The sequence below is a fragment of the Streptomyces sp. NPDC046379 genome, assembly GCF_055587785.1.
The window spans coordinates 152168-176649 of the sequence record NZ_JBVJFP010000008.1 but is presented as its reverse complement, the minus strand read 5'-3'; the positions used below and the strand labels follow the sequence as shown (position 1 = coordinate 176649).

Annotated in this window: 24 protein-coding genes; 13 read left to right on the top strand and 11 right to left on the bottom strand. The window is 73.8% G+C overall.

From position 1 onward, the window contains the following. Positions 1 to 63: 63 nt before the first annotated feature. Positions 64 to 1944: a serine/threonine-protein kinase gene (locus ACZ6KF_RS16540; RefSeq protein ID WP_469238982.1), complete on the bottom strand. Its 1881-nt coding sequence runs from the start codon at positions 1942 to 1944 to the stop codon at positions 64 to 66. 314 nt (positions 1945 to 2258) lie between these two features. On the opposite strand from ACZ6KF_RS16540, the gene ACZ6KF_RS16535 reads away from it, so the two are divergent. Genes ACZ6KF_RS16535 through ACZ6KF_RS16515 form a run of 5 tightly spaced genes read left to right on the top strand, consistent with a single transcriptional unit; the run spans position 2259 to position 7959 of the window. Beyond that, complete coding sequence (locus ACZ6KF_RS16535; RefSeq protein WP_469238980.1) at positions 2259 to 2900, top strand: (2Fe-2S)-binding protein; 642 nt, start codon at positions 2259 to 2261, stop codon at positions 2898 to 2900. Further along, positions 2897 to 3880: an FAD binding domain-containing protein gene (locus tag ACZ6KF_RS16530; RefSeq protein WP_356628640.1), complete on the top strand. Its 984-nt coding sequence runs from the start codon at positions 2897 to 2899 to the stop codon at positions 3878 to 3880. Before ACZ6KF_RS16535 ends, ACZ6KF_RS16530 begins: the two co-directional genes overlap by 4 nt. Then, entirely contained in the window at positions 3877 to 6081 is a 2205-nt protein-coding gene (locus tag ACZ6KF_RS16525; protein WP_469238979.1) for a xanthine dehydrogenase family protein molybdopterin-binding subunit, read from the top strand. The genes ACZ6KF_RS16530 and ACZ6KF_RS16525 overlap by 4 nt, the downstream gene beginning before the upstream one ends. After that, entirely contained in the window at positions 6078 to 7253 is a 1176-nt protein-coding gene (locus ACZ6KF_RS16520) for an XdhC family protein (protein WP_469238977.1), read from the top strand. Before ACZ6KF_RS16525 ends, ACZ6KF_RS16520 begins: the two co-directional genes overlap by 4 nt. A gap of 10 nt (positions 7254 to 7263) precedes the next feature. Next, the gene (locus ACZ6KF_RS16515) at positions 7264 to 7959 is read left to right on the top strand and encodes a TetR/AcrR family transcriptional regulator (protein ID WP_356628634.1); all 696 of its coding nucleotides are present in this window, start codon (positions 7264 to 7266) and stop codon (positions 7957 to 7959) included. A 229-nt stretch (positions 7960 to 8188) separates the two neighbouring features. Here ACZ6KF_RS16515 and ACZ6KF_RS16510 read toward each other — a convergent pair whose 3' ends face one another. Together ACZ6KF_RS16510 and ACZ6KF_RS16505 are read right to left on the bottom strand one after the other, a co-directional pair. Next, a complete protein-coding gene (locus ACZ6KF_RS16510; protein ID WP_356628632.1) occupies positions 8189 to 8338 on the bottom strand; it encodes a hypothetical protein in 150 nt (49 codons plus the stop codon). A 105-nt stretch (positions 8339 to 8443) separates the two neighbouring features. Continuing rightward, positions 8444 to 8929 carry a mycothiol transferase gene (locus ACZ6KF_RS16505; protein WP_356628630.1) on the bottom strand — a complete coding sequence of 162 codons (486 nt, stop codon included), beginning with the start codon at positions 8927 to 8929 and terminating at the stop codon, positions 8444 to 8446. 307 nt (positions 8930 to 9236) lie between these two features. On the opposite strand from ACZ6KF_RS16505, the gene ACZ6KF_RS16500 reads away from it, so the two are divergent. Continuing rightward, on the top strand, positions 9237 to 10781 hold the full coding sequence (locus tag ACZ6KF_RS16500; RefSeq protein WP_356628628.1) for a peptidoglycan-binding protein: 1545 nt from the start codon (positions 9237 to 9239) through the stop codon (positions 10779 to 10781). A 224-nt stretch (positions 10782 to 11005) separates the two neighbouring features. Then, entirely contained in the window at positions 11006 to 11266 is a 261-nt protein-coding gene (locus ACZ6KF_RS16495) for a hypothetical protein (protein WP_469159242.1), read from the top strand. 84 nt (positions 11267 to 11350) lie between these two features. On the opposite strand, the gene ACZ6KF_RS16490 is transcribed toward ACZ6KF_RS16495, so the two are convergent. Then, entirely contained in the window at positions 11351 to 12772 is a 1422-nt protein-coding gene (locus ACZ6KF_RS16490; protein ID WP_469239074.1) for a family 43 glycosylhydrolase, read from the bottom strand. A gap of 313 nt (positions 12773 to 13085) precedes the next feature. Here ACZ6KF_RS16490 and ACZ6KF_RS16485 point away from each other — a divergent pair, with 313 nt between their 5' ends. Next, positions 13086 to 14078 (top strand): NAD(P)-dependent alcohol dehydrogenase, encoded by a 993-nt coding sequence (locus ACZ6KF_RS16485; protein ID WP_469238975.1) that lies wholly within the window; start codon positions 13086 to 13088, stop codon positions 14076 to 14078. Positions 14079 to 14116: 38 nt separating this feature from the next. Here the strand turns inward: ACZ6KF_RS16485 and ACZ6KF_RS16480 are convergent, their stop codons facing one another. Further along, positions 14117 to 14359, bottom strand: a complete 243-nt coding sequence (locus ACZ6KF_RS16480; RefSeq protein WP_469238973.1) for a DUF6411 family protein — start codon at positions 14357 to 14359, stop codon at positions 14117 to 14119. 322 nt (positions 14360 to 14681) lie between these two features. Between ACZ6KF_RS16480 and ACZ6KF_RS16475 the strand changes: the two genes are divergently transcribed. Together ACZ6KF_RS16475 and ACZ6KF_RS16470 are read left to right on the top strand one after the other, a co-directional pair. Further along, entirely contained in the window at positions 14682 to 15086 is a 405-nt protein-coding gene (locus ACZ6KF_RS16475; RefSeq protein WP_469159243.1) for a VOC family protein, read from the top strand. 156 nt (positions 15087 to 15242) lie between these two features. Then, complete coding sequence (locus tag ACZ6KF_RS16470) at positions 15243 to 15644, top strand: pyridoxamine 5'-phosphate oxidase family protein (protein ID WP_469176946.1); 402 nt, start codon at positions 15243 to 15245, stop codon at positions 15642 to 15644. Between the two features lie 170 nt (positions 15645 to 15814). Here the strand turns inward: ACZ6KF_RS16470 and ACZ6KF_RS16465 are convergent, their stop codons facing one another. Continuing rightward, positions 15815 to 16477 carry a lysophospholipid acyltransferase family protein gene (locus tag ACZ6KF_RS16465; protein ID WP_356628616.1) on the bottom strand — a complete coding sequence of 221 codons (663 nt, stop codon included), beginning with the start codon at positions 16475 to 16477 and terminating at the stop codon, positions 15815 to 15817. 315 nt (positions 16478 to 16792) lie between these two features. On the opposite strand from ACZ6KF_RS16465, the gene ACZ6KF_RS16460 reads away from it, so the two are divergent. Continuing rightward, the gene (locus ACZ6KF_RS16460; protein WP_469238971.1) at positions 16793 to 17752 is read left to right on the top strand and encodes an SMI1/KNR4 family protein; all 960 of its coding nucleotides are present in this window, start codon (positions 16793 to 16795) and stop codon (positions 17750 to 17752) included. 61 nt (positions 17753 to 17813) lie between these two features. Here the strand turns inward: ACZ6KF_RS16460 and ACZ6KF_RS16455 are convergent, their stop codons facing one another. The 3 genes from ACZ6KF_RS16455 to ACZ6KF_RS16445 all read right to left on the bottom strand — a co-directional run bounded on the left by ACZ6KF_RS16455 (position 17814) and on the right by ACZ6KF_RS16445 (position 21137). Beyond that, positions 17814 to 18377 (bottom strand): snapalysin family zinc-dependent metalloprotease, encoded by a 564-nt coding sequence (locus ACZ6KF_RS16455; RefSeq protein ID WP_356628613.1) that lies wholly within the window; start codon positions 18375 to 18377, stop codon positions 17814 to 17816. 119 nt (positions 18378 to 18496) lie between these two features. Then, positions 18497 to 20011: a MocR-like pyridoxine biosynthesis transcription factor PdxR gene (gene pdxR, locus ACZ6KF_RS16450; protein WP_469176942.1), complete on the bottom strand. Its 1515-nt coding sequence runs from the start codon at positions 20009 to 20011 to the stop codon at positions 18497 to 18499. A gap of 76 nt (positions 20012 to 20087) precedes the next feature. Then, positions 20088 to 21137: an aldo/keto reductase gene (locus ACZ6KF_RS16445; RefSeq protein WP_469238969.1), complete on the bottom strand. Its 1050-nt coding sequence runs from the start codon at positions 21135 to 21137 to the stop codon at positions 20088 to 20090. Positions 21138 to 21290: 153 nt separating this feature from the next. Here ACZ6KF_RS16445 and ACZ6KF_RS16440 point away from each other — a divergent pair, with 153 nt between their 5' ends. Continuing rightward, the gene (locus ACZ6KF_RS16440) at positions 21291 to 21851 is read left to right on the top strand and encodes a DinB family protein (protein WP_469176938.1); all 561 of its coding nucleotides are present in this window, start codon (positions 21291 to 21293) and stop codon (positions 21849 to 21851) included. Between the two features lie 150 nt (positions 21852 to 22001). Here the strand turns inward: ACZ6KF_RS16440 and ACZ6KF_RS16435 are convergent, their stop codons facing one another. Then, positions 22002 to 22721, bottom strand: coding sequence for a B3/B4 domain-containing protein (locus ACZ6KF_RS16435; protein WP_356628605.1), 720 nt, complete (start codon positions 22719 to 22721; stop codon positions 22002 to 22004). A 2-nt stretch (positions 22722 to 22723) separates the two neighbouring features. Then, positions 22724 to 23329, bottom strand: coding sequence for a LysE family translocator (locus tag ACZ6KF_RS16430; RefSeq protein ID WP_356628603.1), 606 nt, complete (start codon positions 23327 to 23329; stop codon positions 22724 to 22726). A gap of 190 nt (positions 23330 to 23519) precedes the next feature. Between ACZ6KF_RS16430 and ACZ6KF_RS16425 the strand changes: the two genes are divergently transcribed. Further along, the gene (locus ACZ6KF_RS16425; protein WP_356628601.1) at positions 23520 to 24464 is read left to right on the top strand and encodes a ribose-phosphate diphosphokinase; all 945 of its coding nucleotides are present in this window, start codon (positions 23520 to 23522) and stop codon (positions 24462 to 24464) included. Positions 24465 to 24482: the final 18 nt, after the last annotated feature.

Sequence of the window (24482 nt, the reverse complement as noted above, 5' to 3'; positions counted from 1 at the left end):
GACGTGCCCGCCAGTTTGCGCCAACCTGTTCGGGACCCCTCCCGAACGTGCTGGGCACCATTCTCAGAGGGCGGGCAGGTTCGCGGCGGCGGAGGCCGCGAGGTCGGTGGCCATGTCGCAGAGGTCGCCGAGGGGCCGCCTGCCGCCGACGTACAGACGCAGCATCTCGGCGGCCGTCTCGGCGTCGTGGCCGCCGTACTCGCGGTGGACGACGAAGACCGTGCAGGTTCCGTCGCCGTCGCCCTTCGGCACGACGACGGCGTCGTGGCCGCCGAGCCGGACGGGGTCGCCGTCGCGCGCGGACTTCGGCTGGTCGCGGAAGAAGGCGATCCGCGTCTCCAGGTCGTCGACGTCGCTGAACCACTCGCAGCTCCAGTGGGCGACGCCCGCCTCGGGCGCGTCGGCTTTGATGCCCGGCACGGCGGACAGGGCCTTGGCGTCGAGCAGCGCGCAGGCGTCCGCCCAGGCCAGGGACTCGGCGGGGTAGGCGGGCGTACGGCGTGGCAGCGGGCCCCGGTTGAGCACCTCGGCGGCGCTGCGGGCGGCGGCTTCGGCGACCGCGCACAACGTGGCCGTGCCGCCGTCCACCGTGCCCTCGTCGTCGATGTCGACGCGGATCCGGACGACGTCGCCCGCCTCGCCCGGCTTCCCGTGGGACAGCAGCAGGGCGCACTCGTCCTCGGCCGGGGGTTCCTCCCGGACGGCGACGCCCCCGATGGTCCGGGAGGGGACCGTCAACTCCGGCGGCGAGCCGTCGCGCAGCTGGAACGACACGTCGATGCGGTTTTCGTCGTCGGTCTGGACGAGCACGTCACAGCGGTCGAAGTTGCCGTAGTCCACGTCCACGCGGCTGTCGCCGAACCGGTCGAAGGCCGCGGGATCGGCCAGGGCGCACACGTCCGCGGTGTGCGGATCGCCGATCAGGGACCGCGCCGCGCCGTGCAAGGAGTCCCCGGGAAGCTGCCGCTGGGCGGAACCGCTCCCGGTCCCTCCCGCGGCGTCGTCGCCCCGGTCGTCCCGGTCGCCGGAGAGGGCGAGCAGGGCGACCGCCACCGCGGCGCTCGCACCGAGCGCCGCGATGGGTAACCACCGGCGGGGGCGCCGGACCTTGCCGTCGGCGACGGCCGCCAGGAGCCGCCGCGCCTCGGCGGCCTCGGGGCGTTCTTGTGGATCGCGCCGCAGCATGGCCGAGAGCACGGGGTACAGGGGCCCCACGGCATGGGCGTCGATCTCCACGACACCCTGTTCCGCCTTCCAGTACGCCAGTCGGGCGCTGTCCTCTCCGCCGGCCCGTCGCGCCGCGTCTCCCCGTGGTGGGGCGCCGGTGACGAGTGCGTGGAGCGTGGCGGCCAGGCAGAACACGTCGGAGGCGGGCAGGGGGATGTTCCCGCGGGCCAGTTCGGGAGCGGCGTAGTCGGGGGTGAAGCTGTACGGGCCGTTGGCCGTGATGGTCTCGGCGCCGCCGACGCGGTATGCGGCGCCGAAGTCCAGCAGCTTGGCGGTGCCGTGCCGGGTGAGCCCGATGTTGGCGGGCTTGACGTCGCAGTGGACGACCCCGGCCGCGTGCAGCGTGGCCAGCGCGTCGGCGAGCTGGGCGCCGATGCGGGCCGCCTGCCGGGGCGGCACGGACGGCTTGCCGTCCAGGCCGCCGCCGGGCACGTGCTCCATGACGAACCAGTACGTCGTGGCGGCGTTCTGCTCCGGCGCCTCGGTCACCACGTCGAACAGCGTCACGACATGGGGATGGCCGCGGAACTTGGCCAGTGCCCGCGCCTCGCCCAGCAGCCGCAGCGCGGTCTCGCGGTCTGCCTCGATCCGCTCGGGTTTCAGTGCGACGTCCTGCCCCACCACGGTGTCGTGGGCGAGCCACACCTCGCCGCCCCGCCCCACACCGATGACCTCTTTCACGACATAACGGCCAGCCAGTTCGTCTCCGGGACGCACCGTATTCCTCCCCCTCGCGTCGGGCCGGACGGCGCGCGGCCGTGCGGCCCGCACCTGGGACGAATCTACTGCGTGAGGGAGGTGTTACTCACGGTCTCCGCAGAGCCTCCATACCCGCATGGATGCGGGCGCCGGTCCGGCCCGTCGCCGGCCGCCGTCCGTGTCGGCGAGCGCGGCGGACGCCGAAACGGTATCGACGATAACAAATCTGCGTTTCCATTGTTGCGCGAACGTCGATAACGTGGTTTCGTTAACACCGATAACGCCCCCTGCGTCATCCCGTCAGCCGTCAACCGCCGAGGAGGCAGCGAGGCATGTCAGAGAACGAGCAGGCGCCGCCGGCCGGACACAGCCGCCGCAACGTCCTCAAAGCCGGTGGCGCCACCACCGGCATGCTGGTCACCATGGCGGGAGCGACGGCCGCTACGGCTCGTCCCGCCGCCACGGCTCGTCCCGCCGCCGCGGACGGCGTGGCGCCCCCGGCGTCGGCTGTCGCGGTCAGGCTCCGCGTCAATGGCCGCAACCATCCGCTCACGGTCGAGGCCCGGGTCACCCTGCTGGACGCGCTGCGCGAGCGTCTCGGTCTCACGGGCACGAAGAAGGGCTGCGACCGCGGCGAGTGCGGCGCCTGCACGGTGCTCGTCGAGGGTGAGCGCGTGAAGTCGTGCCTGACCCTGGCGGTCATGGAGGACGGCCGGGAGATCACCACGGTGGAGGGCCTGGCCCGCGGCGACGACCTTCATCCCGTGCAGGACGCGTTCATCCGCCGGGACGCCTTCCAGTGCGGATTCTGCACCCCGGGGCAGATCATGTCGGCCGTCGCCTGCATCGATGAGGGCCACACTCGTTCGGACGAGGAGATCCGCGAGTGGATGAGCGGCAACCTCTGCCGCTGCGGCTGTTATCCGAACATCGTCGATGCGGTGCGGGACGCCGCGAAGGGAGCCGGGCGATGAAGCCGTTCGAGTACACCCGCGCTTCACGTCCGTCCGAGGCCGTCAGCCTGGTCGCATCCCGTGACGAAGCCGCGTTCGTCGCCGGGGGGACCGAGCTGACGAACCTGATGAAGGACGGCGTCCTCGCCCCCGACCTGGTCGTGGACGTGGCCGCACTCCCCTTCTCCGGCGTCGAACTGCGCGACGGCCGACTGCACATCGGGGCCACGGCCCGCATGCGGGAGGTGGCGGATCATCCGGTGGTCCGCCAGCGGTTCCCGGTGATCTCCGAGGCCCTCCTGATGTCGGCGTCCCCACAGGTGCGCAACCGGGCGACGATCGGTGGCAATCTCATGCAGCGCACCCGCTGCTGGTACTACCGCGACGTCGGCAGTCCGTGCAACCGCCGTGAGCCCGGCACCGGTTGCGCGGCCATCGACGGACAGAACCGCCGGCACGCGATCCTGGGAGGAAGCGATCACTGCATCGCCGTGCATCCCTCCGATCTGGCGGTCGCGCTGAGCGCCCTGGACGCCGTCGTGCACACCCTCGGTCCGGACGGGCGGCGCTCGATCGCGCTCAGGGACTTCCATCTCCTGCCCGGCGCCACCCCGCACCGGGAGACCGCGCTGCGGCACGGCGAGATGATCACCGGGGTCGAGGTCCCCGAGTCCCCGGTGGCCCGCACCTCGCGCTATCTGAAGCTGCGCGACCGGGCGTCGTTCGAGTTCGCCGTGGTCTCCGTGGCAGCCGCCCTGACCCTGCGCGGTTCGGTGGTGACCGACGTCCGGCTCGCCTTCGGCGGCATCGCGCCCCGCCCGTGGCGCCCGGCCGCGGCCGAGGACGCCCTGCGCGGCCGGCCGCTGACCGACGCCGCCATCGCCGCGGCGGGCCGGGCCCTGGTGCGCGGCGCGAAGCCGCGCGAGCACAACGCGTTCAAGGTCGAGTTGGTGCAGCGCGCCCTCGCCGACATCCTCGAGGACCTGGAAGGCAACCGATGAGCCCGATCGTGGGCAGCCCCGTTCCGCGGATCGACGGGCGTGCCAAGGTCACCGGTGCGGCCGCCTACGCCGCGGACGCCGAGGTCCGCGGGACGCTGCACGGCTTCCTGGTGATGAGCACCGTCGCCTCCGGACGCGTCACCGGCATCGGCGCCCGCGACGCCGAGCGCTCGCCCGGTGTGGTCGCCGTCTTCACCCACCGGAACATGCCGCGCCTCGCGCGCCCCCAGCACATCAGCTTCCTGAAGGGCTACCTGCCCCTGCAGGATCCGGACGTCCACCACAGCGGACAGCCCGTGGCCTACGTCGTCGCCGAGACGCTGGAGCAGGCCCGGCACGCGGCGGCGCTGGTCGACGTCTCCTACGACGACGTCCGCCGGCCCCGGGCGGCCGTCGCCGACGCGATGGACGAGGCCTTCGTGCCTCCGGCGGGCCTGGCAGGTCCCAACGAGAGCACCCGCGGGGACGTGGCGGCGGGGCTGGCGCGGGCCGATGTCCGCATCGACGTCACGTACACCACACCCATGCACCACCACAATCCCCTGGAGCCGTCCACGACGACCGCCGACTGGGACGGCGGGCGGGTGACGGTGTACGAATCCGCCCAGGGCGGCCACGCCACCAGGATCTGCCTCTCCCAGGCACTCCGCGTCCCCCTCGACAACGTGCGTGTGCTGTCGCCGTTCCTCGGCGGGGGCTTCGGGGCCAAGGGCCCGGTGTGGCCGCACACCCTGCTCACGGCCGCCGTCGCCCGCGAGTTGGGGCGTCCGGTCAGGCTGGTGCTCTCCCGCGCCCAGACCTTCACCTCCAACGGGCATCGCGGCGAGGCCCACCAGCGCCTGCGGATCGGGGCCGGGCGGGACGGAGTCCTCACCGCCATCGACCACGTCGGCACCCACCAGGTCAGCCGCACCGAGCAGGGCGTGTTCTCCCACAGCCACTCCACCACCATGCTGTACGCCTGCCCCAACGTGCACGTCGCCCAGCAGGCGGTACGGCTCGACCTGCCGACGCCGAGCTTCATGAGGCCACCGGAGTCCGTCGGTTCCTTCGGGCTCGAGTCGGCCCTCGACGAACTGAGCTACGCACTGGACCTGGACCCGGTCGAACTCCGGCTGCGCAACCACACCGCCGTCAACCCCGACCCCGCGGGCGCCGTGTTCGGCAGCAAGAACCTGATCGAGTGCTACCGCCAGGGCGCGGCCAGGTTCCGCTGGAGCGAACGCGATCCCCGCCCGGGGTCGATGCGCGACGGCGACACTCTGATCGGCTGGGGCATGGCCACCGCGGCGCACACTACGGGCGGCCGGCCGGGCGCGGGCGCCCACGTGGTGATCTCCACCGCGGGCAAGGCGGTGATCCGGGTCGGCACCCATGACATCGGCACCGGCACGTACACGGTGATGTCCCAGATAGCCGCGCAGACCCTGGGGCTGGATCTGGACGACGTCGAGTTCCGGCTCGGTGACACCGACTACCCCTTCGCCTTCATGTCCGTCGCGTCCGCCACCGTTCCCGGCGTCGGCGCCGCGGTCAACCGGGCCTGCACGACGGCCCGTCGGGCGGTGATCGACATCGCGGTCGCCGACCCCCTCTCCCCCTTGTACGGCGCCTCGGCCGAGGAGGTGAGCGCGGAGGGCGGGATCCTGTACGAGACCGGCAGGCCCCGGCGCCGCGAAGCCGTCCGTGCGGTCCTCGCCCGGCACGCCGAACCGGTCGAGGTTACCACCGACCCCGTGCCCATTCCCCACGGCTACTCCGTCGGCGCGGAGTTCGCCGAGGTGCGCGTCGACCCCCGCGTCGGCCGCGTGCGGGTGACCCGGATGCTCGGGGCGTACGACGCCGGCCGGGTCCTCAACCGCAGAACCATCCGCAGCCAGGCCATCGGCGGCGCCGTCTGCGCGGTCGGATTCGCCCTCACCGAGCACACCCTGGTCGACCCCCACCGGGCTCGGATCGTCAACCCGAACCTCTCCGGCTACCTGCTTCCCGTCAACGCCGACATCCCCCGCATCGAGACCGTCTTCATCGACGAACCCGACCCGACCAGCGAGGCACTCGGGGCACGCGGCTTCGGAGAGACCCCGGGCACCGGAATGACGGCGGCGATCGGCAACGCGATCCACCACGCCACCGGGATCCGGATCCGCGACCTGCCCATCACCCCGGACAAACTGATCCGAAGGACCAACACGCCATGAACGCCCTGTGGGAGCACCTGCACCGGCTGTGGGAGTCCGGCGCGCCCTGCGGGCTGGCCACGGTCGTCTCCACCTTCGGCTCGGCCCCGCTGCGCACGGGAGCGATCATGATCTGCGCCCCGGACGGCACGGTCAGCGGCAGCGTCTCCGGAGGCTGCGTCGAGGGCGCCGTCCACGAACTGGCCCAACAGGCCGTCCAGGACGGCACCACCGTGCTCGAACGGTTCGGCGTCAGCGATGACGACGCCGGCGCCATCGGCCTGACCTGCGGCGGCACCATGGAGGTCCTGGTCGAGCGGGTCGACCGGCAGTCTTTTCCCGAACTGGGCATCCTCCTCTCGCACCTGCGTTCCGCAACCGCCGTCGCCGTGGCCACCGTCATCGAGCCCGACCGATCGGGGCAGGGCGCCCACCTGGTCTGCTGGGCCGACGGCACGGCCGGAAGCACCGGCAGCCCCGCCCTCGACCGTGAGGCGGCCGCGGCGGCCCGGCGGCTGCTGGCCCAGGGCCGCTCCGGCACCGTCCGCCTGTCGTCGGCCGGCCCGGACGCCGGCAGCGGCCCGCGCGTGTTCGTCAACTGCCTGGCGTCCCCGCCCCGCATGCTGGTCTACGGCGCCAACGAGTTCGCCTCGGCCCTGGTCCGCCAAGCCGCCCTGCTCGGCTTCCGGACCACGGTCTGCGACGCCCGCCCCGTGTTCACCACCCCCGACCGATTCCCGGACGCCGACGAGGTCGTCGTGGCCTGGCCGCACCGCCACCTCGCCGCCGAAGCGGCGGCACGGCGTGTCGACGCCCGCACCGCGGTCGTCTCGCTGACGCACGACCCGAAGTTCGAGCTGCCGTTGCTGGAGGCGGCCCTGCGGATGGACCTGGCCTACGTCGGCGCCATGGGCTCCCGGCGCACCGTCGAGCAGCGCAGGGCGTCGCTGCGGGCCGCGGGGCTCCCGGACGGCCGGCTGGCACGGCTCAGCTCGCCCGTGGGGCTCGACCTCGGCGGCGCCGACCCGGCGGAGACGGCGGTGTCCATCGCCGCCGAGATCCTCCTGCTCCGGCACGGGCGTCCCGGTCTCCGCCTGTCCGACACCGCCGGCGCGCTGCACCCGGGGACAGACGTCATCGCCGACGCAGCAGCGGCGCCACGGAGCGACATATCGATATCGTCACTCTGTTAACGTTGGAAACGTGGACGTCAAGAACAACCGGGACCGGATCATCGAGGCGGCCGCCGCCCTGCTCACCGAGGGCGGCCGGGACGCCGTGTCGACGCGGGCGGTCAGCGCCGCGGCCGGCGTGCAGGCGCCGGCGATCTACCGCGTCTTCGGGGACAAGCAGGGCCTGCTGGACGCCGTCGCGAGCCACGGCTTCGCGACCTACCTGCGCAGCAAGACCGCGAACCGGCCGACCGACGACCCGGTGGCGGACCTGCGCCGCGGATGGGACCTCCACATCGGCTTCGGCCTCGCCAACCCCGCGTTCTACACACTGATCTACGGAGATCAGCGGCCGGGCGTGGAGCCCCCTGCCGCGCGTGAGGCGTCCGAGATCCTGGCCGGCATGGTGCGCCGCATCGCCGAGGCGGGGCGTCTGCGGATGAGCGAGGACCGCGCCGCCTTCCTCATCCACTCCACCGGCCGCGGTGTGACCCTCGCCCTGATCTCCCAGCCCGAGAACGAACGCGACATGTCCCTGTCGACCATCGCCCGGGAGTCGGTCATCGCCGCTGTCACCACCGACTCCCCGCGACACGTGCTCCCGGACGGCGGCCCGGTCGGACCCGCGGTCGCCCTGCGCGCCGCCCTCCCGCGAACCAGTGCCCTGACGAGCGCCGAACGCGCCCTGCTCACCGAGTGGCTGGACCGCATCGCCACCACCGGCTGAGCGCCCCGTCGGCCTGCGGTCGGGTCGTGGGCGGGTCCCGGTGTGCGCGGGAGAGGCCGTCGCTCCGGCCTCCTCACCTCGACGAGGCCGGAGCCGACCGCTGAAGCCGGTCGCGGGCACTGGGTCCGGCTGTCGTGGGCGCATCCACGTGGGCCAGGTGTTCGTCCGGGACCGGACCGCGTGCGCGCCCGGACCGCCGCCCGGCGCTGTGCGGCCCAGCCGTCGGCCGTCAGCCGGTGAAGCGGACCGATCCCGGGAGCCGGTCCGTCTCCGCGTGTCCGGCGCCGTCGCCGCCGGGGCCGCAGGCGCTCGCGGCGAGGGCAGCCGCGGCCAGGCCCACGACAGCCGGCAGCATGTGTCCGAAACGCTTCTTGGTCATCGAGGATTGATCCCTCCCAGGTCGGGAGGAATCTGTCATCCCTGCGCCCGCCCTCGTCCCACACCTGCGTGACGAAACGTACGGCTCACCGCCGGCCCGCGGTGATCACCGGCCGACCCGCCCGTCGATCCGTTCGCGCAGCAGGTCGGCGTGGCCGCAGTGCCGCGCGTACTCCACGATCTGCGCGGCGAGGATCTCGCGCAGCGGCGCCTCCCCTCCGGGCGGGGTGCCGAGGTCGGGCAGGCCGGCCGTGAAGCGGTCGGTCAGCGCGGCCTCCGTGCGCCACCGGCGCCAGGCGTCCTCCACGACCGCCGGATCGGCGACAGCGCCGTTCCAGTCGCCGTCGCGGTCCTGCGGGGTGCGGTAGATCCTGGGCGCGTCCTCGCCGCACATCCGGCGGACGGTCCGTTCGGCCTCGGCCATGTGCCGTACCAGTCCGAGCAGGGACATCGTCGACGGCGGCACGGAGCGCCGGGCCATCCGGTCGGCGTCCAGTCCCGCGCATGCGGTCTCCAGCGTGCGGCGGGCACGGCGCACGCCCTCCAGCAGTGCGCCGCGCTCGTCGGGCGTCGGTGGCGTGGGCCCCGTCATCGTCGCGTCCTTCCGGTAGCGGGCCGTTCATGCGAGCGGTCGGCGCAGAATCACCGGTCGCCCGCCGTCCGTTCGGTCCGTCGGAGGGAGTCCGGCTCGCCCGGCCCCGCCCGCGGACGTCATGGCCGGAAGCTTCTCAGAACGCACGGCCCGCACGCACGGAGGTAAATCCCATCTCCCGTGGGTTCAGGTGGAGTTGTGGGGCCGTGGGGGCGGCTGAGGCACCGTTGACGGCGGCGCCGGGCTACCGGTTCAGTGGTCGGGCACCGCCCTGTCGCTCCCCCCCACGCCCTTCGACGGAGGCACCGTGAGAAGACGTACGGCACCGACGCGGCACACCGTTCCGGCGGTTCTGACCGCCACCCTCGCCCTCACCCTGGCGGCCGTCGCGCCGACCGCCCAGGCCCGGCCCGCGCCCCCGACCGTGGCCGACGCCTTCACCGGGGCTGCCACCGAGTTCGGCGTCCCGCGCGACGTCCTCGTCGCCGTCGGCTACGGCGAGAGCCGCCTCGACGGCCACGACGGAAAGCCCAGCCAGGCCCGCGGATACGGGGTGATGCACCTGGTGGACAACCCGCGCAGGCAGACGCTGCGCGAGGCCTCCGCCCTCACCGGCCTCCCCGTCTCCGTCCTGCGCCGGGACACCGCCGCCAACATCCGCGGCGGCGCCGCCGTGCTGCGCGCCCGCGCCGACGCGGCCGGCCTCACCGCCGAGGAACGCGCCGACCCGGCCGCCTGGTACGAGGCGGTGGCGCGGTACGGCGGTTCGTCCGACCCGCGTGCCGCCCGCTTCTACGCCGACGGCGTCTACGACCTGCTCGCCCAGGGCATCGCCGCCCGCGCCGAGGACGGCTCCGCCGTCACCGTCCGGCCCGACGCCGTCCAGCCCGACCGCGGCGCCTACGCCGACGCCGCGCCGCTGGCCGCCGCCCCCGACTACCCGGCCGCACTGTGGGTGCCGGCCAGCACCGCCAACTACGCGGTGGGCCGCAGCGCCGCCGTCACCACCATCGTGGTCCACGTCACCCAGGGGTCGTACGCGGGCACCGTCAGCTGGTTCCAGAACCCCTCGGCCCAGGTGAGCGCGCACTACGTGGTCCGTTCCTCCGACGGCCAGATCACGCAGATGGTCCGTGAGAAGGACACCGCCTGGCACGCGCGTTCCGCCAACCCGTACTCCGTCGGCATCGAGCACGAGGGGTACGTCGACCAGCCGGCCTGGTTCACCGACGCCATGTACCGCTCCTCCGCGGCGCTGACCCGTTCCATCGCCGACCGCTACGGCATCCCCAAGGACCGGGCGCACATCGTCGGCCATGTGGAGGTCCCGGGCAACGATCACACCGACCCCGGCCCGCACTGGGACTGGAACCGCTACATGCAGTTGGTCGGGGGCAGTTCGGCCGGGCCGGTGCAGCTCAGCTTCGCCTCGTACGCCACCCTGCGCACCGGCTCCACCGGCGACCAGGTCAAGGCCGCGCAGTGGCTGCTGAACGCCCAGGGGTTCAACGCCGGTGCGGTGGACGGGCAGTTCGGGTCGGGGACGGCGGCGGCGGTGCGCTCGTTCCAGACGGCGCGCGGGCTGAGCGCGGACGGTGTGGTCGGGGCGCGCACCTGGACGGCGCTGCTGTCGGCGGGCACCCGTCCGGTGCTGAGCCAGGGCGCCTCCGGGGAGGCCGTCCAGCGTCTCCAGCGGGCGCTGACCGCCGCACTGGCCCGCACCGTCTCCGCGGACGGCGTCTTCGGAGCGACCACCGGGCAGGCGGTGCGCGACTACCAGGGCTCGCGCGGACTGAGCGTGGACGGCGTCGTCGGCGCGGCGACCTGGAGCGCCCTCCAGGCCGGGCGCTGAGCCGGCCGGCGCCGACGCGGGGCCCGGCCCGCCGGGGTATCCGGCGAGGCGGGGCCCTCGGCCCGACGGCCCGAGCCCGTGCGAAGTCCCCGGCCCGACGGCCGGGGACTCCTCGCGCTCCGTCCCGACGGCGACCGACCCCGTGACCGGTCCCGTCGGTACGCGGCTACCGTGTGAGCGCGGCAGCCGGTCGGTCGGCGTCGCCGCAACGGGAGGGGGCAGGGATGAAACGGCTGGGCGGATCCGGCCCGACGGCGGTGGCGGTGCTGCTGCTCGCGGGATGCGGCACCCCCACGGACTACAGCGAGATCGTCACGTTCACCGACGAGCACGGCCGCGTGTGCACCGCGGCGGTGGTGGTCGACCAGGAGCAGAACGAGGACGACGACTACGAGATCTCCAGCCTCGACTGCGACTATCCGCCCGAGGGCCGGACACCGGGGCCCACGCGCTACTCGCCCCTGCCGGAGCGGGGCGCCGAGTGACCGGCGCCGGCCCCGGCGACGGGGCCGGCGTCCCGCGGCCGCCCGGTACGCGCGGGCGGCCGGCCCGTCGCCGAGGCCGGCGGTTCACTGGGTGTGGAAGGTGGCGTCGGCCCGGTCGGTCGCGGTGCCGGGGGTCTGGACGTGCAGCAGGTGGTTGTAGTGGCGGATGTAGCGGCCCGGTGAGTTGGCCGACTCGTAGGAGACTCCGGCGGGGTCGGCGAGCCCCGGCCGGGCCGTCCAGGACGCGTCCCCGCGGAACAGGGCCGTCCCGTCGTTCTTCTCCAGCCACACCTCGAAGTCGCGGTGGCGCAGGAAGTGGCCGGGGAAGTTGGCCGACTCCAGGGAGATCGAGCCGCCGCCGGCCAGTCCGGTGACGACCCGGAACTGGGAGTCGGCCAGCGGGGCGACGTTCGCGTCGGTCCGGGCGCGGAACTCCCAGTGCCGGACGAATCGTTCGGGGAAGTTGTAGGAGGAGAGCCTGATCGGGGTGACGCCGTCCGCGACCGGGATGCCGAAGTCGGGGGTGCCGTCGGCCTTCCAGTAGAGCTTCTGGACGCGGGTGCGGCGGTTGGGGTCCCGGAGCGGGTCGCCGCTGATGTCCCGGTAGCCGCGGTCGTGGTAGACGAGGATGTCGGACCTGCCGTCCTCGGAGACCGTGAACTGGTTGTGTCCCGGGCCGTACTGGCCGGTGGCCGTGTTGCCGGCGAAGACCGGGCCCGCGTTCTTGGTCCACGACGCCGGGTCGAGGAGGTTCGCCGAGGCGGACGCCGTCAGCAGGCCCATGCAGTAGTTGGCGTCGGTGGCGCTGGCCGAGAAGGTCATGAAGACCCTGCCGCCCCGCTGGATCACCGCCGGGCCCTCGTTGACCGTCTGGCCTCCGGCGGTCTCCCACGAGGCGGTCGGCCTGCTGAGCATGACCGGCGTGCCGGTGATGGCCCACGGGCTGGACATCCGCGCGAGGTAGAGGTTGGTGCCGGGGCCGACGGCCGGGTCGTTCTGCGCCCACGCGAGGTAGCGGACGCCGTTGACGACGAAGGTCGTCGCGTCCAGGGAGAAGGTGTCGAGCGGCAGGGCGATGCGGCCTCGCTCCGTCCAGGCGCCGGTCAGCGGGTTCGCGGCGGCGCATTCCAGGACGTACGGCCGGATCCTCCAGACGTCGCCGGCGTCCCCGGCGGCGAAGTAGACGTACCACTTGCCGTCGATGGAGTGGATCTCCGGAGCCCAGATGTGGGCGCCCATCGGGCCGTCGGCGTGCTTGGTCCAGATGGTCGTCTCGGGGGCCGAGGAGAGCCCCTGGATGGTGGTGGCGCGGCGCAGCACGATCCGGTCGTACGCGGGCACGGTGGCCGTGAAGTAGTAGAAGCCGTCGGTGTGCTTCCAGATGTGCGGGTCGGCCCGCTGCTCCGCGAGGCTGTTGGTGTACGTCACGCCGGGGGACGCCGGAGCGGCGGCGTGGGCGGTACCGGACGGGTCGCCGGCGACGGTGGCGGCGGCAGCGCCGGCCATCGCGCCGAGGACGGTTCGGCGGGTGGGCGCAGGGCTCACGGGGCTACTCCCTCTGGGTGGGGGGCGGAGATACGACCCGCTCACGGGCGCCGACGGGCGTCCACACTTCGGGTCGGGATTTCGAACATGGTTCGTCACGTCGGCCAGAAGATAGGTTCTCCCCGCGCCCCCGTCAACGCGTCCAGCACTTCCGGCACGGCACGCAGCCGCGTGTATCGCCCCTCGAACCGTCCCTGTGGCGGGGGTCGTTGCGGCACTACGCTCATCCAGCCGGGCCGTCGGCCGTCGGCGGCCGGAGGTGAGGGGGAGCCCGATGAAGGCGATCGTCCAGGAGAGGTTCGGCCCGCCGGACGTCCTGCGGCTGGCGGAGGTCGACCGGCCCGAACCCGGGCCGGGCCAGGTGCTGGTGCGGGTGCGCGCCGCCGCGCTCAACCCGTACGACTGGCACCTGCTGCGCGGCGACCCGTATGTGGCGCGGCTCATGGGAGCCGTGGGGCTGACCCGGCCGAAGTCCCGGGTGGCCGGAATCGATGCGGCCGGGGAGGTGGAGGCGGTCGGCTCCGACGTGCGCGGGCTGCGGCCCGGCGACGAGGTGCTGGGCTTTTGTCCGGGTTCCTTCGCCGAGTACGCCTGCACCACCGCGGATCTGCTGGTGCCCAAGCCCGCGCGCCTGGGCTTCGAGCAGGCCGCCGCCCTGCCGATGGGGGCGGTGACGGCCCTGCGCGGCATCCGCACCGTGGGCGGGGCGCGGGCCGGGCAGCGGGTACTGGTCAACGGGGCCGCCGGGGGCGTGGGCACGTTCGCCGTGCAGCTGGCCGCGGGCCTTGGCGCCGAGGTCACGGGGGTGTGCAGCGCCGGCAACACCGAACTGGTGCGCTCGTTGGGGGCCGCTCACGTCATCGACTACGCACACGAGGATTTCACCGAGGGGCGCGTGCGCTACGACGTCATCCTGGACAACGTGGGCAACCGGCCGCTGCGCCGGCTGCGCCGCGCGCTCGCGCCGACAGGGACGCTGGTGGCCAACGGGGGCGGCTCACCCGGCCATGTCCTCGGCGCGGTGGGTTCCATGCTGGGCGTGCTCGCGACCGGCGTGGTCGTGCGACGGCAGCGGCTGAAGGTGATCCTGCCGGCGGCCCCGGACGGGCCGATCCACGAGGACCTGTCGGCCGTCGCCGCCCTGGTCGAGGCCGGCGAGCTCTCCCCCGTCGTCGACCGGACCTACGCCCTGGCCGACGCGGCCGAGGGGCTGCGCCACCTGGAAGGGGGCCACGCCCGCGGCAAGGCCGTGATCACCGTGCCGTGAGCCCCGTCCTCCAGCGGCTCCGCGCCGGGCGCCCGACGTCAGAACGGCAGTCGGCCACGCGCCCGGCGCCCCGCGGAACCGCTGCGGCCCACCGCGCGGGAGCTGGAGCGGAACGGCTTGCTGAAGAGGCGGCCGAGCGGACCCGGCGCCTTGGACCCTGCCCAGGACCCGATGCCGAGGGTGCGCTGGGCGCCGTTCTGCGGGTGCCGGGACAGGCGCGGGACGAGAAACGCCAGAACGGCGATGACCACGCACACGGCGATGATGCCGACGACCATCATGAGATGCCTCCGGAGTGGGGATGCGGACGCCGGACCGGTTGGTCCGTGGGACACCGCATGCCCCGTCGCCGGGGGAACACGCTTCCGAGCCCGGGCGGGCCCACCGGCCGGCAGGCCGTGAACACGGTTGCCCCGGCCCTCGACGATCACTAAGGTCGGCCGGGTGACTGCCGGGTCGGCCTTGGGCCAAGCACGAGTGGGGCTCCCGGCCTCGGCGTGAGCCCGAGGCGGGCGAGAGGCCCGCCCCTGCCCACCGCGTCCTCGTTCCCGGCGCCCCTGCGGCGCCGTTCCAGCGGATCCCGAGACCGGAGAGGCCCCACCCATGTCCGACGAGCAGCAGTACCCGCACGTCCAGTTGAACCACACCGTCGTCTTCGCGAGCGACCGGCAGCGCTCCGCCGAGTTCCTCGCCACGATCCTCGGCCTGGAGGTGGCCGCGCCGTTCGGCCCGTTCCTGCCGGTCGACCTCGGCAACGGCGTGACGCTCGACTACTACGAGAAGCGCGACGAGCCGATCCAGGGGCAGCACTACGCCTTCCTGGTGCCCGACGAGCACTTCGACGCCATGGTCGCCCGCCTGGAGGCGGCCGGCGTCACCTACTACGCCGACCCGGACCACACCGAACCCGGGCGGGTCAACCGCCTGTTCGGCGGCCGCGGCGCCTACTTCGACGACCCCGACGGCCACAACATGGAGATCATGACCCGGCCGTACGCCCGCCCCTGACGGGACCGGCGGGGACCCTGTTTCCCCGCCCCTGGCGTCGTCGGGCCTCCGGCGCCCCGAGCGGCGTCGGAGGCCCGTGGACCTAGGCCGCAGGTCGCAGGCGCCCGGGTCGCGGGACCGAGGCATTGCGGCGGGCGTCTGCGGTGGGATGGGGGCATGAGTGAAACCGCGTTCACCGGCACGGCCATGCGCGACCGGCTGTCCCGGGAGAGGAACGCCTGGCTGTGCACGGTGCGGCAGGACGGATCGCCCCATGTGACGCCGGTCAGGTTCGTGTTCCTGCGGGGCCGCTGGTGGATCGGCGCGGACTCCGGGTCGGTGAAGGTCCGCAATGCCGAGCGGCGTCCTCGGGTCTCCCTGGCGTTGGAGGACGGCCGGCATCCCGTCGTGGCCGAGGGGGACGCCGTCGTGCACCGGGGGCGGTTCCCCGAGGAGGTCACGGCGGCCTTCGCCGTGAAGTACGGCTGGGACGCCGCGGCTGCGCACCGCCCCGGCGCGGAGCGGGTGCTGATCGAGGTCTCGGTGCGGCGCTGGCTGCTGTCGGGGGTGGCTCAGTAGGACCTCGCCCAGGGACGCATGCCAGGGGGATCGGCGACGGGTTCCCGCAGGACGGCGCGGTGGTGGCCCCCCGGACCCGGCGCGGGGCTTCGACCGGGACGACGCGGTGTCCACCCCCTGCGCGTCGAGCGGTTCGAGTGCCGGACATCCCACCGAAGCGGCCGTGGACGTCAGGCCGCCAGAGCCGTGTGCTCGCCCCGGCCCGCCGCGGCCACGCGCCAGGCGGCCGTCACCGCGGCGTGCGCCTGCGCGGTGCGCGCCGCGCGGTCGCCGGCCGGCTTCAGCGGCGCGCCCACGTGGACGTGCAGGCGCGGGCGGCGCAGTGGCGCGGTGAGCACGCCCGCGAGCTGCTTGACCGCACCGCCGGAGGTGATCCTGCGGGCGCCGGCCTGGCCGACCGGGACGATGGGGGCGCCGGTGCGTTCCGCGAGCCGGGACAGACCGCTGCGGAAGGGGCGGGGCTCGGCCTCGGCGGCGTCCCTGCGGGTGGGGATGCCGCCCTCGGCGTAGATGAGGACCAGGCGGCCGCTGTCCAGCGCGTCGGCGGCGAGGTCGAGCGCGCGGGCGGCGCGCGGGTCGTTGCGGTGGACCGGTATGTGGCCCTCGCGGGCCAGCGCGCGGCCGAGGACCGGAGCGCGCCACAGTCCGGCGGCGGCCATGACCACCGGCCGGACGCCGAGGCGGTGCAGGGCGGCCAGGACGACGGCCGGGTCGGCGAGCGAGGTGTGGTTCGCGGCGACGATGCTGCCGGGTGCGAAGTCGGCGTCCGGGTCCGTGGTCACCGTGAGACGGCCGCAGGCCGGCACCAGTACGTCCGCGAGGTCGCTGAGCATGAGGGTTCTCCAGGGGTCCGGGCGATGACGATCATCATCCTCGCCCGGGCCCCCGACCCGCCGCCTGAGTGTTCCTACTCAACTGCGCCACGGCGGGCCGCCCAGGGGCGCTCGCGGCGGCCGCCCTTCCGGCCGCGCCGGGTGGCGACGATCCGCTCCGCCCCGCTTCTTCGCCGCGAGGTCCGCGAGGCGACGGAGCCCCGGTCGCCGGGCAGTCACCGGATCGGAGCCTGTCAGTGGCTCCGACTACGTTGGGCGGCGATCCTCGACATCCCACCGCGACACCCGACATCCCACCCTAGGAAGCAGGAAGCCGTGCGCATCGAGATCGACCCGTTGTTGCGCGACACCGCCGCCCGGCTCGGCGCCGACGCCCCCTACGCGCTGAAGGCACTCGCCGGGCAGTTGGCCGACGACCCCGACATGGGCCGGCCCTCGGATCTGCCCGGCATTCTGACCGTGACCGTCGACGGCGGCATGTTCGAGGACTGTCCCGACCTGTACGTCGGGTACATCCGTGAGCCGGACCGGATCGAGATCCGGTATCTCGAGGCCGTCCCCTCCCCCGAGGCCCCGGACGGGCAGGGGGAAGAGGAGGAGCAGGGGCAGGGCGGGCGGGGCGAGGCGCCGCCCGTCGATCCCGCCGGCGCCGCGGTCGCCGTGCGGCAGATCGCCGACGCCTGGTACCGCATCTCGCGCCGGCTCCGCGACCACGCCCCCGACTCGTACGCCGCGCTCCGCGCCGGGGCCGGTGCCGCGGAGATCGCGGCGCTGGAGAGCGCCCTCGGCGTCCGGATACCCGTCGAGCTGCGCGTCCTGTGGATGCTGACCGCCGGTGACGACGGGTCGGACGGCTGGGGTTGCCTTCCGGGCAACATGGCCCTGATGCCGCTGGAGTCGGTGGAGGCCGTGCACCGGCTGCAGACCGACGTCCAGACCGACCTCGACGTCCGCAACGCCCGCCTCCCCGAAGAGGAGCGTGTCGTCGCGTGGCGGCCGACCTGGATTCCGGTGGTCTCGCTCAGTCCCGCCGACACGGTGTACGGCCTGTATCTCGACGCCGCGACCGGCCGCCTGGGCCGGTGGTCACGGTTCGACGAGCCTCCCGGCGAGGAGGTGGACACGCTGGTCACCTACCTCGAGGAGGCCGCCGACGCGCTGGAGGCCCCCGAACTGGCCGCCGGGGACAAGCCGGGGCTGATCGGCGGGACGCTGGTGTGGCTCAGCAGCGTCCGCCCTGATCTGGAGGACCGGTGGGAGCCGCTGACCGGCTGATCGCGGGGCGGCGGCGGATGCGCGGGGACGACGACGCGGCCGTCCCCGCGCGTCCGCGCGGTCAGTCCACCGTGAGCAAGGGGCGCGTGGAGGACACCGAGTTGGTCAGGCCGAAGGCGAAGTTGTCCTCGACCTCGGCCCGTTCGGCCGCGTTCGGGTACGGGTTGGTGCAGGAGACGCCGGCGCTCGAACCGGACATCAGGCTGCTGCACGGTCCGGGCTTGCGGTCCGGGAGGCCGAGGATGTGGCCGAGTTCGTGGGACGAGATCCGGACCGTGTTGTAGCCCTGGCTGGTCGCCTGCCGGCCGATGTAGACCGTGCCGTTGCCGAGCGAGGTGGTCAGGGCGCGGGGCCAGCCGTTGTCGGCGATGACGCGGATGTTGGCGCGCTGGCCGGCGGCGACCGGGCGCAGTTCGACGTTGTCCACCGTCTCGTTCCAGATGGCGGCGCCCCGGTCGACGGCGGCCCTGAACTCGGCCGACGCGCTGGCGTCGTAGGTGACGACGCGGGCCGCGAGGGGCTGGGCGTCCGGTCCGGTCGCCGCCGCATAGGCCTGGCCGCCGGCCAGGGTGAGGACGGCGGTGAGCGCGGCGGTGAGGCCATGGACGAAGGTGCGTGAGTGCATGGTCGACCTCCTTGTGGGGGAAGGTAGGCGTGCTCATGACACGTACTGGAGGGCTCCCTGCCCACCTCCGGCGGGCGCCAATCCGTCAATCGGCGGGCCCCGGCGCCGGGGCGACGCCGTCAGGCCAGACCGCGCAGCGCCTCTCCCAGGGCGGCGATCCCGTCGGGGATGACGCCGGGCGGGGTGGCCGCGTAGCCGAGGACCAGGCCGGGGCGGCCGGGCAGTTGCCGGTGCCACGACAGGGGCTGGCACTTCACGCCGCGGGCGAGTGCGGCGGCGGCCAGTGCGGTGTCCGGGACGTCGGGCCCGTACGTGACGGTCAGGTGCAGGCCGGCCGCCGCGCCGTGCACGACCGCGCCGGGCAGGTGCGCGCGGAGCGCGGCGATCATCGCGTCGCGGCGTCGCCGGTGCCGGCCCCGCAGCAGCCGCAGATGCCGTTCCAGGTCGCCGGACTCCATCAGCCGGGCCAGCACCAGCTGGGGCAGCACGGCGTTGCCCAGGTCGGTGAAGCGCTTGGCCTCGGTCAGCGCGTCGCGGTGGCGGGGCGGCGGCACCATCCAGCCGGTCCGCAGGGCGGGCGCGAGCAGTTTGGAGACGCTCCCCGTGTAGCAGACCTGCTCGGCGACCAGGGCGCGCAGCGCGGGCACCGGCGACCGGTCGTAGCGGTGCTCGGCGTCGTAGTCGTCCTCCACGATCAGCCCGCCGTCCCGGGCCCAGCGCAGCAGCTCGCGGCGGCGCTCACCACTGGTCACCACACCGGTGGGGAACTGGTGGGCGGGCGTGAGGAGTACGGCGCCGGCGCCGGTGGCGCGCAGCGCGTCGACGCGTACGCCGTGCTCGTCCACGGGCACGGGCGGGGTGGCCATCCCTCCGTTGCGCAGGTGCTGGCGGGTGCCCAGGGAGCCGGGTTCCTCCACCGCCACGGCGTGGACGCCGTCCGCGTGCAGGACGGGGTTGAGCAGGGTGAGCGCCTGCGCGGTGCCGGCGACGATCAGCACATCGTCCGGCTCGACCCGGATCCCGCGGCTGCGTGCGAGCCAGTCGGCGACGGCCCGGCGCAGTCGGGGTGCGCCGCGAGGATCGCCGTAGCCGAGGTGCTCGGCGGACAGCTCGGCGAGCACGGCCCGTTCGGCGCGCAGCCAGGCCGCTCGGGGGAACGCCGCGAGGTCGGGCTGTCCGGGCGTGAAGTCGATGCGGGCGGGCGTCGCGCGCAGGGCGTCGAACACGGCGGCGTCGGGCTCGCCCTCGAACAGGGGGCCGGGCGTGGCCGGTCGGAGCCGCGATGCCGCGGAGTCCGATGAGCCGCCACCGAGGTGCGGCGCCGCGACGACGACCGTGCCGCCGCGTCGGCGTCCCTCGACGTGGCCCTCCTCGGCGAGCCTGCGGTACGCCTCGGTGACCACGCCGCGCGACACGCGCAGTTCGCCGGCGAGCACGCGGGTGGGCGGCAGTCTGCTGCCGACGGCCAGCCGGCCGTCGGCCACCGCCTGCCGCAGCCGCCGCGCCAGCCACTGCGCCTTGCCTCCGGCGGGCGCGTCCCCGATGTCCAGCTGGAGGAAGTCGGAGCCGTGGGCGGGGAGTGCGTCGCCCGTCGACTCGGCCGCCACCGCAGATCCCGTCCTCTCGTCGTTCACCGCGGGACATGCTGTCATGCCGGCCGGCGGACGACGCTCCCGGTGCCCGTCCACGACCGCCGGCCCGGTGCCCGTATCAGGCGGCCGTCCTCGACTCCGCCGGGCGCCGCCGCAGCGCCGGCGTGGTCAGCGCGGGCGGGCTCCAGACGCCGTCCGGCGGGTAGACGTCGGTTCCGGGCGGCACGACGGCGTCGATCCGGTCGAGTACGGCGTCGTCCAGCGTCACGGACGCGCCCTTGAGGGTGTCGCGCAGCTGCTCCATGGTGCGCGGGCCGATGATCACCGAGGTGACGGCGGAATGCGCCAGCGGGAAGGCGACGGCCAGCTCCGGGAGCGTGCAGCCGGCCTCCTCGGCCACGGCGACGAACTGCTCGACCGCCTCCAGCTTCGCCACGGTGCGCGGCGCCGCCGGGTCGAAGCGGGCCGGGTGCAGGGTGGGGCGGCCGCTGCTCAGGTCGAGCGGGCGGCCCTTGCGGTAACGGCCGGTCAGGAACCCGGAGGCCAGCGGGCTCCAGGTCAGCACCCCCATGCCGAGGCGCTGCGCCACCGGCAGCACGTCCCGCTCCACTCCCCGGGCGAGCAGCGAGTAGGGCGGCTGTTCCGTGCGGAACCGCTGGAGGCCGCGCCGGTCGGCCAGGTGGTACGCCTCGACGATGTCGTGCGCGGGGAACGTGGAGCAGCCGAACGCCCTGATCTTGCCCTGCCGTACGAGATCGGTCAGCGCGGACAGCGTCTCCTCGACGTCCGTGGTCTGGTCGGGCCGGTGCACCTGGTAGAGGTCGATCCAGTCCGTGTCCAGCCGCCGCAGACTGTCCTCGACCGCCCGGACGATCCAACGCCGGGAGTTTCCGCCCCGGTTGGGGCCGTCGCCCATGGGGAAGTGGAACTTGGTCGCGAGCACCACGTCGTCGCGGCGGCCCTTGAGCGCCTTGCCGACGACGGTCTCCGACTCCCCGGCCGAGTACATGTCGGCGGTGTCGACGAAGTTGATCCCCGCGTCGAGCGCGGCGTGGACGATCCCGACGCAGTCGTCGTGGTCGGTGTTGCCGACGGAACCGAACATCATCGTGCCGAGGCAGTAGGCGCTGACCTCGATGCCGGTCCCGCCCAGTACACGGTGCCTCATGCGACTCTCCTTGGCCGTCGTCCTGTCGGGGGGAACGCCGCGACCCTACGGGTTGGAGTCCTCTCCAGGGCAAGCGCGGCGGCGGGCCCGTGCGGCACGGCCGCGGTCGTAAAGGCGTGGCGAGCCGGACGAGTTCTGGACGACGATGTGCCCATGAGTGATCAACCCGAGCGCTGGACGCAGGCGACCGTCTACCCCGACATGTGGACCGACCCGGACCACGACCCCCGCCACGCCGAGGGCCCCGGTCCGGAGGGGGAGCTCGCGACGCTGGAGGACTTCCTCTCCGGCTACCGCCTGACCCTGCGGATGAAGTGCGACGGCCTGGACCCGGAGCAGCTCGCCCGCCGGTCGGTGCCGCCGTCCACGATGTCGCTGCTGGGCCTGGTCCGCCACCTCGCCGAGGTGGAGCGGGACTGGCGCAACTGGATCACCGACGGCGATCCGCTGCCGAAGCTGTACGGCGAGCGCGACGCGGACTTCCACGGCGCCGTCGCCGACCGGGCCGTGGTCGACGCCGCGTTCGCCGACCTGGAGCGCGAGCAGGCCGCGACGGACACGGCGCTGGCCGCCCATCCGGACCTGGGCGAGCGCCTGGGGAAGGACCGGACGTCGGTCCGGGAACTGCTCGTGCACCGGATCGAGGAGTACGCCCGCCACTGCGGCCACGCCGATCTGCTGCGCGAGTGCGTCGACGGGCGCGTCGGCCAGTGACGGGACGCGGCTTCTTCCGCGGGACCTGAGCCGTGCGCGCGCTCGCGCGGGAGCCCGACATCCGGACCCCAGCCCGCGCACCCGGGCTCCAGCCGCACGCCGGGCCCCAGCCGCACGCCCCGACTCGAGCCGCGTGGCAGGCGCCTGCTCTCATACGGCGGCGTGCCGGTCCTCGAACGCGAACTCCGGGTCGGACGCGGTGAGGATCGCCGTGTGGGTGCGGGCGGCGGGCCAGTGGGCGGTCAGTTCCCCGCCGATCGTCCCGAGCAGGTCCGGCATGATCCGCCCGCCGTCGTCGTGCATGGCCTCGGTGACCACGAGGATGCGGCGGGTGTGCTCGCCGACCGCGGAGTGACCGCTCTGCCGGTGGGTCCAGCGGCGGGCGTGGGAGCGTCCGGCCGAGTCGACGAACGTCACCTCCCCGGGAGCGGGGTGCTCCAGGCTGCCGTCGAACGCGGTGTAGTGCTCGTCGCCGCGGGCGGGACGCACCTCCAGCAGCGGTCCCGTGATGCGGTCGGCGTCGAGGGCGGCGACGGGGACGCCGTAGGCGGCGGAGATCGCGTTGCACAGGTCCACCACGGGGTGGATGCGCGGCAGGTCGCCCTTGGTCCTGAGCCGTCGCAGCAGGGACTCCGAGGCGCACCGGTACTGCGTCGGCTTGAGTCCCATCCGGGAGAACGCCCGCCTCCAGGCCAGCACTTCGGGGAACTCGCTCTCGGGTGCGCGGGCCAGCCGGGCCGCGGCGCGTTCGGTGTGCACGGCGGCGCGCGTACCGGTGTCGGCGCGGGCGTCGACGCCCGCGGCGTACAGGGCGCCGACGGTGAGGTGCGGGTGGGCGGACCAGATGGCGTCGGCATGACGGAAGCGCATGATCAGGCCACCGCCAGCCGCACGCCCATGCCCGCGAAGCAGACCGCGAACACCCGGCGCAGCGCCGTCATCGCCCCGGGCCGGGACAGCACGCGGTCGCGCACGGCGGCGGCGCACAGCCCGTAGGCGGCGAAGACCACGAACGTCATCGCCATGAACACCGCGCTGAGCCGCAGCATCGCGGCGACGGAGCCGGACTCGCCGGCCGGGACGAACTGCGGGAGGAACGCGACGAAGAACATCGTGACCTTCGGGTTGAGGAGATTGAGCAGCACCCCGGAGACGATGACGCGGCTCGCCGGCTGCCGCTCCGCACCGCCCTCGACGACCAGGGCGTCCTTGTCGCGCAGGGTCGACCAGGCCATGTACAGCAGGTAGCCGACGCCGAGGTACTTCACCGTCTCGTAGGCGACGGCGCTGGTGTGCAGCAGCGCGGCGAGGCCGCTGATGGTCGCCGCCAGGTGCGGCAGGATGCCGACGGTGCAGGCGAACGCGGCGATCAGGCTCGCCCGGCGGCCGTGGGCGAGTCCGGCGGCGAGGGTGTACACCACGCCGGTGCCGGGGGTCACCACCACGATCAGGGTGGTGAGCAGGAACGCGATGCTCAAGGGGGACCTCCGCTGGGGTTCGTTCGAGGTGGTCCCAGCCTGGTGCCGGCATGGACCGGCCGACAGAGCCAAAGACGGCGTGATCCACCGGTCCAAACGCGGGCGGGCTCACCGCGGCGCACCGGACCGTGACCGGTTTCCACGGGCCACTAGCATGTGGCTGCACCGAATTGATCAACAGAGGAGCGTCGTGCGAGAGATCGCCGTGTTCAGTGGCAGCGCCCATCCCGAGCTGGCGGCCGAGATGTGCGCGCACCTGGGGGTGCCGTTGAGCCCGGTGCGGGTGAACCGGTTCGCGAACGACTGCCTGGAAGTGCAGTTGCAGGCCAACTGCCGTGAGCGGGACGTGTTCCTGGTGCAGCCGCTGGTCGCTCCGGTGCAGGAGCACCTCGTGGAGCTGCTGCTCATGTGCGATGCCGCGCGCGGGGCGTCCGCCCGGCGGATCACGGTGGTGATGCCGCACTACGCCTACGCCCGCTCCGACAAGAAGGACGCGCCGAGGATCTCGATCGGGGGCCGGCTGGTCGCGGACCTCATGGTCGCCTCGGGCGCGAGCCGGGTGCTGGCGCTGACGCTGCACTCGCCGCAGGTGCACGGGTTCTTCTCGGTCCCGGTGGACCATCTGCACGCGCTGCGGGAGCTGGCGCAGCACTTCCGCCGCTACGACCTGAGCAACACCACCGTCGTCTCGCCGGACCTGGGCAACGCCAAGGAGGCGGCGGCCTTCGCCCGGATGCTCGGCGCGAAGGTGGCGGCCGGGGCCAAGCAGCGCTTCGCCGACGACCGGGTGAGCATCAGCTCCGTCATCGGGGACGTCGCCGGCCGTGACGTCATCGTGCTGGACGACGAGATCGCCAAGGGCAGCACCGTGCTGGAACTCCTGGAGCGGCTGCGGGAGCTGGGCGCACGCTCGGTGCGGGTGGCCTGTACGCACGGGCTGTTCTCGGCGGGGGCTCTCAAGCGGCTGTCCGAGCAGCCCGACGTCCTGGAGATCGTGTGCACCAACTCCGTCCCGGTCCCGCCGGGCGAGCACACGGACAAGCTGCGCGTCCTGTCCATCGCCCCGGCGCTGGCGGAGGCGGTCCGGCGCATCCACAACGGCGAGTCGGTGAGCGCCTTGTTCGACGCGACATGAACCGGCGGCGCGGAGGCG